Here is an 11,498-nt window from a genome sequence, read left to right as displayed (position 1 = left end):
GGATCAAACTCTCCAATAAAGTTAGTTTGTCTAGCATCTAAAAATAAAAATTGACGTTTCACGTTGTTTGTTTCGTTTAGTTTTCAAAGTTCAACATCGCGTTTCAGCGACTTTTATAATATATCATAGTATATTATTTTCGTCAACAAGTTTTTCAAGATAACTTGTATCTCTCATTTGCTGACTCTGCCTATTATATATAGTTTCTTATTGCTATGCAAGTATTATTATAAAAAAATAAAGAGAAGGGAGAATCCCCTCTCTTATTCTTCAGAAGAAACCTCTTCACTAGTTTCTTCTTCATCCTTTTGCGCTTTTGCTACTGTTGCTACCTCTTGCTCATCCTCTAATCGAATTAGACGAACACCTTGTGTATTACGTCCCATTTGAGAGATTTGATCAACCGGCATACGAATAATTACACCCGCGGCTGTAATTAACATAATGTCTTCTTCACCTGTTACAGATTTAACTGCTACTAATTTACCGTTCTTATCTGTAATGTTACAAGTTTTCAGACCTTTACCACCACGACTTTGTAGTCGATATTCTTCAACTGGAGTACGCTTACCGTACCCGTTTTTCGTTACAATTAAGACATTCGTATCTTCTTCAACAATTTCCATACCTACTACTTGGTCCTCTTCGCCTAGTGTAATAGCTTTTACACCAGCTGCATTACGGCCCATAGAACGCACATCTTGTTCATTGAAGCGAATTAACATACCATTGCTTGTCCCTACGATAATATCTTTATCGCCAGATGTTAAACGTACAGAAATCACTTCATCTTCTTCACGAAGCGAAATTGCAATTAAACCGTTCGTACGTATATTTGCAAATGATGAAAGTGGCGTTCTCTTAGAAATACCTTGTTTCGTTGTAAAGAATAGGAACTGGTCATCACCAAACTCACGAATTGGAATAATGGCATTGATCCACTCACCCTTATCTACCCCTAATAAGTTGATAATCGGTAGCCCTTTCGCAGTACGACTATACTCTGGAATTTCATATCCTTTCGTACGGTATACTTTACCCTTGTTTGTAAAGAATAAAATATGATCATGAGTGGACGTTGTTAATAAATGTTCAACAAAGTCATCATCATTCGTACCCATTCCTTGTACACCACGTCCCCCGCGGTTCTGTGTTTTGTACGTAGAAGCTGGCAACCTCTTAATATAACCGTTATGAGTTAACGTAATCGCAATGTTTTGCTCAGGAATTAAATCTTCATCTTCAATAAATTCCATACCGCCAATTGTAATTTCTGTTCGTCTCTTATCATTGAAACGTTCTTTTACTTCTGTTAATTCTTCACGAATAATCTCAAGAACTTTCTCTTCATCTGCTAAAATCGCTTTTAATTCAGCAATTAACTTCATTAAGTCTTGATATTCTTGCTCGATTTTTTCACGTTCTAATCCAGTTAAGCGTTGCAGACGCATGTCTAAAATCGCTTGCGCTTGTTTCTCACTTAAACCGAAACGTTCCATTAAGCCCTGCTTTGCAATATCTGCCGTTTTTGAACTACGAATTAACGTAATAACTTCATCAAGATGATCTAAAGCAATTCGTAATCCTTCTAAAATATGAGCACGTGCCTCTGCTTTTTCTAATTCATAAGCAGTACGTCTACGGATTACTACCTTCTGGTGCTCCAAATAATGATATAAGTTTTGTTTTAAATTTAGTACTTGAGGCTCTCCATTTACAAGAGATAACATATTAATACCAAAACTTGTTTGAAGCGCTGTATGTTTATATAAATTATTTAATAGTACATTAGCATTAGCATCACGACGTACTTCCATAACGATACGCATACCATTACGATCTGATTCATCACGTAAATCTGTAATACCTTCAATTTTCTTATCGCGAACTAATTCTGCGATTTTTTCAATTAATCGTGCCTTATTAACTTGATAAGGTAGTTCCGTTACGATAATAGATTGTTTACCGTTTGACTTCTCTTCAATTTCAACCTTAGCACGAAGCATAATAGAACCGCGACCTGTTTCGTAAGCTCTTCGAATTCCACTTCGCCCTAAAATTAAACCTGCCGTCGGAAAGTCTGGTCCAGGAATATATTCCATCAATTCCGCGATAGTAATATCGGGGTTATGACTTAATGCCAGCACACCATCAATTACTTCGCCAAGCTGATGCGGCGGGATATTTGTTGCCATACCAACAGCAATACCTGTCGTACCGTTTACTAATAAATTAGGGAAACGCGCTGGTAATACAATCGGCTCTCTTTCCGAACCATCGTAGTTATCTTGATAATCAATTGTATTTTTTGAAATATCACGTATTAATTCCATAGAAATCTTAGACATTCTTGCCTCTGTATAACGCATTGCCGCTGCTGAATCTCCATCTACAGAACCGAAGTTACCATGCCCATCAACAAGCATATAACGTTGACTGAAATCTTGCGCCATACGTACCATCGTTTCATAAACAGCTGAATCACCGTGGGGGTGATACTTACCAATTACTTCACCAACAATACGTGCTGATTTCTTATACGCTTTATCAGCTGTAATTCCTAAATCATTCATCGCATATAAAACCCTACGATGCACAGGTTTTAATCCATCACGAACATCTGGTAATGCACGAGATACGATAACACTCATTGCGTAATCTAAAAATGAGGTACGCATTTCATGACTAATATTAATTTCTCGAATTCGTGCTTGTTGTTGATTGTCTGACATCAACGAGCACCTCCTCTTACATTTCCGTTACACATACATTGATTTATATGTAGAAGACAGGAATACTTAGATTCCTGTCATTACTCATTTAAATATCAAGGTTTTTCACGTATTTTGCATTCTCTTGGATAAAGTTACGACGTGGTTCCACTTTATCACCCATTAAAATTTCAAACGTTTCGTCTGCTTCTATTGCATCTTGAAGAGAAACTTGAAGTAACGAACGTACTTCTGGATCCATTGTCGTCTCCCATAGCTGAGTTGGATTCATTTCTCCAAGACCTTTATAACGTTGAATTCCTGGTTTCGGCTGGGCTGGTAGCTCAGCTAATATCTTTTCAAGTTCTTTATCGTTATAAGCATATTGAATTTTTTTACCTTGTTGTACTTTAAACAAAGGTGGCTGCGCAATATATATATAGCCACACTCAATGATTTGACGCATATAACGATAGAAGAACGTTAATAATAGGGTACGAATATGCGCACCATCAACATCGGCATCGGTCATAATAATAACTTTATGATAGCGTGCTTTTTCAATATCGAAGTCTCCACCGATATTTGTACCGATCGCCGTAATAATTGTACGAACTTCATCATTTGATAAAATTTTATCTAAGCGTGCTTTTTCAACATTAATAATTTTACCCTTCAGCGGTAAAATCGCTTGGAAATGACGATCGCGTCCTTGTTTTGCAGATCCACCCGCAGAGTCACCCTCTACGATATAAATTTCACTAATTGCTGGATCTTTAGAAGAACAGTCTGCCAATTTCCCTGGTAAACTTGAAACTTCTAAAGCACTCTTTCGGCGAGTTAGCTCACGAGCCTTTTTAGCTGCTACACGCGCACGCGCTGCCATCGTTCCTTTATCTACAACTTTACGTGCAACATTGGGATTTTCCAGTAAGAACTTTTCAAAAGCCTCTGAGAATACTGACTCCGTAATCGTTCTCGCTTCACTATTTCCAAGTTTCGTCTTCGTTTGCCCTTCGAATTGTGGATTTGGATGTTTAATTGACACGATTGCTGTTAAACCTTCACGAACATCTTCACCAGTTAAATTACTATCCGCATCTTTTAAAATGTTATTTTTACGGCCATAATCGTTAATCACACGTGTTAGGGCAGTTTTAAATCCTACCTCATGTGTACCACCTTCATACGTATGAATATTATTTGTAAATGAGTAAATATGATTTGTATATCCTTCGTTATATTGAAGCGCAACTTCAACTTGAATACCATCTTTTGAACCCTCTACATATACAGGCTCTTCATGAATTGGTTGTTTTGAACGATTTAAATGTTCAACATATGATTTAATTCCACCTTCATAGTGGAACTCTTTCTTTTGTTTATGTTCACGTTTATCTTCAATTGTTAATTTAATATTACGATTTAAAAACGCCAACTCACGCATACGAGTCGCTAGCGTATCAAATTCATATTCTGTCGTCTCTTTAAAAATTTCTGGATCCGGTTTAAAGCGAGTTATTGTTCCAGTTTTATCTGTATCACCGATGACTTTTAAATCTGCAACCGGAATACCTCTTTCGTATTTTTGGTAATGAATTTTACCGTCACGATGTACAAACACTTCTAGTTCTGTTGACAAGGCATTTACAACAGATGCACCAACACCATGCAAACCACCAGAAACCTTATAACCGCCACCGCCAAATTTACCACCAGCGTGGAGGACAGTCATAATAACCTCAACTGCAGGACGTCCCATTTTTTCTTGTATACCAACTGGGATACCACGGCCATTATCCGTTACAAGAATACTATTATCTTCTTCAATACTAACGTTAATTTCATCGCAATATCCTGCTAATGCTTCATCGATACTATTATCAACAATTTCCCATACAAGGTGGTGAAGTCCTTTCCCACTCGTAGATCCAATATACATACCTGGACGTTTCCGAACTGCCTCTAGTCCTTCAAGTACCTGTATCTGACTTTCATCATATGCATTTTCTTGCATTTGTTTTTGTTCCATTGACACAAAGATCACCTACTTTTCCATTTAAACAGGGGTTTATGCCCTATCTATTTCACAATCTACCGTGCCGTTCGTTACATGAATTGTTTTCGCGTCTTTCAATGTTTCGTGTTCAATTCCGTCGACACTCGTCGTTGTAACAAATGTTTGCACCCTTCCTTGAATTGTATTTAACAGATGTGATTGACGATAATCGTCTAATTCTGATAAAACATCATCCAGCAAAAGGATTGGATATTCTTTAACCTCTGAATAAATCAATTCAATTTCAGCTAATTTTAGGGATAGTGCAGTCGTTCGTTGTTGTCCTTGCGAACCAAAGACTTGAACATTTTTACTATTAACGAAGAATTGTAAATCATCACGATGAGGACCAATTAAAGTCGTACCACGGAAAATTTCACGTTGTTTCACAGATTGAAAACTTTCATAGTATACTTCTTTTATTTTCGACAAATCCATTGATTCTGATACATCTACACTCGGTTTATAAATAATTTCTAATTCTTCTAATCCACGGCTTATACCACGATGAATTGGGGCTGCCCATTCTTGCAGTAAATGTAAAAAATCAAAACGCTTTTGCAATATTTTTGCACCGTGTTCAATCAGTTGCAGTGTAAATACATCCAACATCGTTTCCTCATTTTTACTATTCCCTTGCATTTTTTTTAGCAAGTGGTTTCGTTGCGTGAGCACTTTTTGATATTGACTTAATTCATACAAATAAACAGGAGCTATTTGTCCTAATTCCATATCTAAAAAGCGTCTTCTTACTTGAGGGCTTCCTTTTACAAGATTTAAATCTTCTGGGGCAAACATGACAACATTCATTTCGCCAATATATTGACTCAACTTTTGTTGTTCAAGTTGATTTAATTTTGCCTTTTTACCTTTTTTCGAAATATTTAATTCTAAAGACAAAGAACTATTTCTCTTTTGTAATTTCCCTTTAATTTGACCGAAATCTTCATCCCAACGGATAAGCTCGCGGTCATTGGAGGTTCTATGAGATTTCGCCATCGCTAACACATAAATAGCTTCCATCAAATTTGTTTTCCCTTGCGCATTTTCGCCGATAATTACATTCACTTTATCTTCAAAGGAAAGCTCTAATTTTTCATAATTGCGATAGTTTTTTAATTGTATTTCTGAAATAAACAAAGGGCTCCCCCTTTATGCCTGAACTTGGAAAGTTCCGCTACCCGGAATTTCAATAATATCGTTCGCATATAACTTGCGACCTCTTCTGTTTTCAAGTTCTTGATTCACGTACACTTCATATTCTTGTAAAAACCATTTTACAGCGCCACCTGTATCGATTACATCAGCTAACTTTAAAAATTGTCCTAGTGTAATATACTCTGTTGAAATTTTAATACGTTTCATAAAATCGCTCACTTTCTCAAAGTGTTCATTCTTTCATTGTACTAAATAAACTAGCATTAGGAAAGTAATACCCCAAAATCAAATAAGGGCTACTAGCATCTTTAAACTAGCAACCCTTATTTTCTATCTAGTAAGTACGAACTGGTAAAATTAATTGAGTAATTGAATCATCATTTACTGTACGAATTAAGAATGGTCTCATTGCCCCAGTAAAGCTAATCTTAATCTCTGTACTATCTAAAGCTTTTAATGCATCCATCATATATTTTGCACTAAAAGATATTTTTAATTCTTCTCCATCTACGTTTTCACATTGAACTTCTTCCACTACTTTTCCGATTTCCGGAGAATTAGAAGAGATTTCCAACATTTTTTGTTCTAACGTTGATAATTTTACAACATTATTGCGGCCGTCCCTTGCTAATAGTGAAGCACGATCAATGGCCTGTAGAAATTCTTTTGTATTCACAAAAATATCCGTCTTACTCTCTGCTGGAATTAGACGTGTTGTATCAGGATAATTTCCTTCTAACAATCTTGAGAAGAATAATAAATGTTTTGTACGGAATAATACTTGATACTCCGTAATAACGATATCTACCATTTCTTCCGACTCATCTAGAATTTTACTTAATTCATTTAGGCTCTTACCTGGAATTACAACATTTGCTTGAAACGCATCTGCAATATTATATCCTTCGATTTTTGCTTTTCGAAGTGCTAGTCTGTGACTATCTGTTGCAATACAAATTAATTCGCTGTTATATACCTTCCAGTTTACACCTGTCAAGATCGGTCTTGTTTCCGAAGTAGAAACTGCAAATACAGTTTGTCTAATCATATGTTTAAGTAAGTCTGTTGGAATCTTAAAAACATGATGCTCTTCAATCTGTGGTAATAATGGATATTCAGCAGAATCTAAACCATTCAAGTTAAACTCTGATTTTCCAGATTTTATTTTTGTCATAAAATGATTTTCCACAGAAATTTCGACAGTGTCTTTCGGTAGTTTTTTTACGATCTCACTAAAATATTTTGCTTGTAAAACAATACTTCCTGATTGTCCTATTTCTACAATCTCTTTTCCGTCCTCTTCGACTGGAATAAACGATTCAATAGAGATGTTTGCATCGCTTCCTGTTAATGTAACCCCTTCTTCAGTAGCGACAACTTTAATTCCTGTAAGAATTGGAATTGTTGTACGAGAAGAAACAGCCTTCATTACATCCTGTACACTTCTTACAAGATAGTCTTTTTGTATTGTAAAACGCATAAAGAAAAACCTCCGGTAAGTATAAGATTTTATTTAATTAATAAAGATAAAAAATAGTAGTAATAGTAATAGGGCTTGTGGATATGTGGATAACCCCGTTGAAAGATGTAAAAACAGTCTATCTACATGTGGATAGACTGTGCGTAAAACAAGGAGAGTTATTCACACTATTCAGCTACTACTTTAAAATATCATGAATTTCTTCGACTTGCTTTTGCAATTGCGTATCCGTTTTTAGTAGCTTAGAAATTTTTTCATGGGCATGGATAACGGTTGTATGGTCACGTCCACCAAATTCTTCACCTATTTTAGGTAAAGAGGAATCTGTAAGTTCGCGTGATAAATACATTGCAATTTGACGAGGAAACGCAACTGATTTTGTACGCTTTTTCGCTTTAAAATCTTCTAATTTTACTTGGTAAACGCCCCCGACAGCTTTTTGGATATCATAAATAGAAATAATTTTTGGTTTAGAATTTGGAATAATATCTTTAAGTGCTTCAGCTGCTAAATCAGCATTAATATCTTTGTTAATTAAAGACGAATAAGCTACAACTCGGATGAGCGCACCTTCTAATTCACGAATGTTTGAATCGATTTGATTTGCGATATACAGCATAACCTCGTTTGGTATATCAAGTCCTTCAGCTTTTGCTTTTTTACGTAAAATCGCAATTCGCGTCTCTAAATCTGGTGGCGTAATGTCCGTAATGAGTCCCCATTCAAAGCGAGAACGAAGACGATCTTCTAAAGTTGGAATTTCTTTTGGTGGCCGATCACTTGAAATTACAATTTGTTTGCTTTCTTCGTGTAATGCATTAAATGTATGGAAAAACTCTTCTTGAGTTTGTTCTTTTCCAGCAAGAAATTGAATATCATCTATCAATAAAACATCTACATTGCGATATTTATTACGAAAATCGACTGCTTTATTATCACGAATAGAGTTAATGAATTCATTTGTAAATTTTTCGGATGATAAATATACAACTTTTGCGTTTGGATTGTGTTCAATTACATAATGACCGATCGCATGCATTAAATGCGTCTTTCCAAGCCCAACGCCCCCGTAAATAAAGAGAGGATTATATGCTTTAGCTGGAGCCTCAGCTACAGCTAATGAAGCAGCATGGGCAAAACGGTTACCAGAGCCAATAACAAATGTATCAAATGTATATTTTGGATTTAACATGCTCTGTGGTAAATGAGTAGAATCATCTTGTGCTCGATTTTTTTTAATAGGAGGAAGATCGATATCCTCTTCAGCTTGACTTTGGGGAATAATAAAGCGAATAGCCAATTTTGCCCCTGTTAAATCATAAAGTGTTTCCGAAATGAGTTCTGAGTAATGAGATTCTAGCCAATCACGAGCAAATTCATTTGGAGCTGTAATCGTTAATACGTCTTTCTTTAAGTTATGTGCTGTTGTTGACTTCAACCACGTTTCATAACTAGGTTTACTGACCTTTTTTTCAAGTTCTTTTAAGGCACTATTCCATAAATCAGAGATGTTTTCCAAAGGTGTCCCTCCTTTACTAAGATGGTAAAAGAATAAGGTTGCGCAACAAATGTACAACCCGATAAATAGTAAATGTATATTTATACGAAACGTCTTTTAAAACCTAAAAACGTCGTTTGTATATGAGATAGGGTTTTCGACAAAAAAAGCAAATGTGGACAACTATTTACCCACATGTGATTAAAACTGTCCACATGTTATACACAAATTGTGGATAAAATAAACATGTGGGAAACTTATTCAAAGTGAAAACACAACTATAATATCAAAAAAAAGTAGCTATAGCAATGAAATTAATAAAGTTATCCACAAAATCAATACCTTGTGGAATAAACTTGTCCACAATACGATATACTGTGTAAAAGTAAGAAAAAAGTTTGTGGATATAAAAAACAGAAAAAAACATTTATCCACAAGGAAATATAAGAACTGTGAAAAAGAATGTGAACAGGTTCAAAATGAATATTTGATGAAAATTTCGAGAACCATTGACATTTTCCTAGTTGATTAACTATAATTTATAAGACTGTCTTTAACAGATATTCCTCAGGGAGGTGTCATATAATGAAAAGAACTTACCAACCAAATAAACGTAAGCGCAGCAAAGTACATGGTTTCCGCAGCCGTATGAGCACAGCGAACGGACGTAAAGTGCTAGCAGCTCGTCGTCGTAAAGGAAGAAAAGTATTATCTGCGTAGACCACTGATCGTTCAGTGGTCTTTTTTTCTAATAATAGTGAATTTCCGCTGATGAAATACAGGAGTGTCAATTGATATGAAGAAAAAAAATCGTATAAAGAAGAATGATGAATTCCAGGAGGTTTTTCAAAAAGGAAAATCAAATGCGAACCGTCAGTTTGTTGTATACCAACTAAATAAAGAAGAACAGCCAAATTTTCGCATCGGCCTTTCTGTTAGCAAGAAGATAGGAAACGCAGTAGTTCGTAATCGAATTAAGCGTATGATCCGTCAGTCCATTACAGAATTGAAAGATGAGATAGATTCTGGAAAAGATTTTGTTATAATAGCAAGGAAGCCTTGTGCAGAGATGACATATGAAGAAGTAAAGAAAAGCTTAATTCATGTCTTTAAACGCTCTGGTATGAAAAGAATAAAAAAGTAGCGTAAGGAAATGAATTACACTATATACATACCGAAACAAGGAGGAGCAGGCTTTGAAAAAGAAAATAGGTTTACTGGCCATGGTTATTACATTAATGGCAATTGCTACCGGCTGTAGTGAAACGGGTCAGCCAATTACATCGAAGAGCACTGGGATTTGGAATGAATATTTCGTATACCCGCTTTCTCAGTTAATCACGTATTTTGCGACATGGCTTGGTGATAATTACGGTTTAGCGATCGTTATTACGACCCTTATTATTCGTTTTGCATTATTACCATTAATGATTAAGCAAACGAAGAGTACGAAAGCTATGCAGGCGTTACAACCAGAAATGGTAAAGTTAAAAGAGAAATATAGCTCGAAAGACCAAGCAACACAGCAAAAATTACAACAAGAAATGATGCAGTTATATCAAAAAAATGGTGTAAATCCATTAGCCGGTTGTTTACCAATATTTGTTCAGATGCCTATTTTATTCGCATTTTATCATGCGATTATGAGAACATCAGAAATTAGTAAACATACATTTTTATGGTTCGATTTAGGACAGGCAGACCCTTACTATATCTTACCGGTTGTTGCAGCGATTACGACATTTATTCAGCAAAAGCTTGCAATGGCAGGAACTGCTGGTCAAAATCCACAAATGGCAATGATGATTTGGCTTATGCCGATTATGATTTTAATCTTTGCAATTAACTTCCCAGCGGCATTATCACTTTACTGGGTTGTTGGTAATATCTTTGGTATCGCTCAAATGTACTTTATCAAAGGGCCAGAAATTAAGGCTAGTAAGGCTGGAGGATCAGGTAAGTGAGTGTAATTACTGCTAAAGGACAAACAGTCGAGCTGGCAGTAGAAGATGCTTTAAGGCAATTAAACACTTCAAAAGATCAAGTTGATATAAATATTATCGATGAGGGTAAAAGGGGATTCCTAGGCTTATTTGGGAATCGTCCTGCAGTAGTAGAAGTTGTATTGAAGAAAGAGCCCATTCAAGAATGTGAAGAGTATTTAAAAAATGTTATTCGCAACATGGGTGTGGAAGTCGAGATTAGTAAAATTGTAAAGGGACGCGAAGTTGAATTTACAATTTCTGGTGATAATGTAGGTGTTTTAATTGGAAAAAGAGGTAATACGTTGAATTCTTTACAGTATTTGACAAAACTTGTCGCGAATCGCCATACGAAACAGTATATTGGTATCACACTAGATGCTGAAAATTATCGTAGTAAAAGAAAAAGTACGTTAGAATCGCTTTCTTATCGATTAGCAAAACAAGTGTCTAAAACGAAAAAAAGAGTTGTTTTAGAGCCGATGCCATCTTTTGAACGAAAAATCATCCATCAAGCATTATCTAATCATCAAGATATCAATACAACTTCTGAAGGAAATGAACCACATCGGCATGTTGTAATATCTTCCAAATGACCGGTTACTCAAAT

At 35.6% G+C, this 11,498-nt stretch carries 10 protein-coding genes; 4 read left to right on the top strand and 6 right to left on the bottom strand.

Annotated elements, in window-relative coordinates:
• Positions 1-263: 263 nt before the first annotated feature.
• The 6 genes from gyrA to dnaA all read right to left on the bottom strand — a co-directional run bounded on the left by gyrA (position 264) and on the right by dnaA (position 8,927).
• Positions 264-2,732 carry a DNA gyrase subunit A gene (gene gyrA / locus JDS95_RS19810; RefSeq protein ID WP_001282863.1) on the bottom strand — a complete coding sequence of 823 codons (2,469 nt, stop codon included), beginning with the start codon at positions 2,730-2,732 and terminating at the stop codon, positions 264-266.
• Between the two features lie 88 nt (positions 2,733-2,820).
• Complete coding sequence (gene gyrB / locus JDS95_RS19805) at positions 2,821-4,743, bottom strand: DNA topoisomerase (ATP-hydrolyzing) subunit B (protein WP_000435980.1); 1,923 nt, start codon at positions 4,741-4,743, stop codon at positions 2,821-2,823.
• 39 nt (positions 4,744-4,782) lie between these two features.
• Entirely contained in the window at positions 4,783-5,910 is a 1,128-nt protein-coding gene (gene recF, locus JDS95_RS19800) for a DNA replication/repair protein RecF (RefSeq protein ID WP_085450913.1), read from the bottom strand.
• Between the two features lie 12 nt (positions 5,911-5,922).
• Positions 5,923-6,135 (bottom strand): S4 domain-containing protein YaaA, encoded by a 213-nt coding sequence (yaaA, locus tag JDS95_RS19795; protein ID WP_000821369.1) that lies wholly within the window; start codon positions 6,133-6,135, stop codon positions 5,923-5,925.
• A gap of 127 nt (positions 6,136-6,262) precedes the next feature.
• On the bottom strand, positions 6,263-7,408 hold the full coding sequence (gene dnaN, locus JDS95_RS19790; RefSeq protein ID WP_001212897.1) for a DNA polymerase III subunit beta: 1,146 nt from the start codon (positions 7,406-7,408) through the stop codon (positions 6,263-6,265).
• A gap of 178 nt (positions 7,409-7,586) precedes the next feature.
• Positions 7,587-8,927 carry a chromosomal replication initiator protein DnaA gene (gene dnaA / locus JDS95_RS19785; RefSeq protein WP_085450914.1) on the bottom strand — a complete coding sequence of 447 codons (1,341 nt, stop codon included), beginning with the start codon at positions 8,925-8,927 and terminating at the stop codon, positions 7,587-7,589.
• A gap of 564 nt (positions 8,928-9,491) precedes the next feature.
• Between dnaA and rpmH the strand changes: the two genes are divergently transcribed.
• The 4 genes from rpmH to jag all read left to right on the top strand — a co-directional run bounded on the left by rpmH (position 9,492) and on the right by jag (position 11,484).
• Positions 9,492-9,626, top strand: coding sequence for a 50S ribosomal protein L34 (gene rpmH / locus JDS95_RS19780; RefSeq protein ID WP_000831901.1), 135 nt, complete (start codon positions 9,492-9,494; stop codon positions 9,624-9,626).
• A 76-nt stretch (positions 9,627-9,702) separates the two neighbouring features.
• A complete protein-coding gene (gene rnpA / locus JDS95_RS19775; RefSeq protein ID WP_000728892.1) occupies positions 9,703-10,050 on the top strand; it encodes a ribonuclease P protein component in 348 nt (115 codons plus the stop codon).
• 52 nt (positions 10,051-10,102) lie between these two features.
• On the top strand, positions 10,103-10,870 hold the full coding sequence (spoIIIJ, locus tag JDS95_RS19770; RefSeq protein ID WP_000726765.1) for a YidC family membrane integrase SpoIIIJ: 768 nt from the start codon (positions 10,103-10,105) through the stop codon (positions 10,868-10,870).
• Entirely contained in the window at positions 10,867-11,484 is a 618-nt protein-coding gene (jag, locus tag JDS95_RS19765) for an RNA-binding cell elongation regulator Jag/EloR (RefSeq protein WP_000111509.1), read from the top strand. Before spoIIIJ ends, jag begins: the two co-directional genes overlap by 4 nt.
• Positions 11,485-11,498 lie beyond the last annotated feature (14 nt).

It is taken from the genome of Bacillus cereus group sp. N24 (genome assembly GCF_016483345.1).
Taxonomy (GTDB): domain Bacteria; phylum Bacillota; class Bacilli; order Bacillales; family Bacillaceae_G; genus Bacillus_A; species Bacillus_A toyonensis.
The sequence above is the reverse complement of the archived record's forward strand: the minus strand, read 5'-3'. Positions and strand labels throughout refer to the sequence as shown.

Excerpts from the sequence above, each read along its gene's own strand:
- yaaA (WP_000821369.1), bottom strand. The coding sequence starts at position 6,135 with ATGAAACGTATTAAAATTTCAACAGAGTATATTACACTAGGACAATTT.
- rpmH (WP_000831901.1), top strand. The coding sequence starts at position 9,492 with ATGAAAAGAACTTACCAACCAAATAAACGTAAGCGCAGCAAAGTACAT.
- rnpA (WP_000728892.1), top strand. The coding sequence starts at position 9,703 with ATGAAGAAAAAAAATCGTATAAAGAAGAATGATGAATTCCAGGAGGTT.
- gyrB (WP_000435980.1), bottom strand. The coding sequence starts at position 4,743 with ATGGAACAAAAACAAATGCAAGAAAATGCATATGATGAAAGTCAGATA.
- gyrA (WP_001282863.1), bottom strand. The coding sequence starts at position 2,732 with ATGTCAGACAATCAACAACAAGCACGAATTCGAGAAATTAATATTAGT.
- dnaN (WP_001212897.1), bottom strand. The coding sequence starts at position 7,408 with ATGCGTTTTACAATACAAAAAGACTATCTTGTAAGAAGTGTACAGGAT.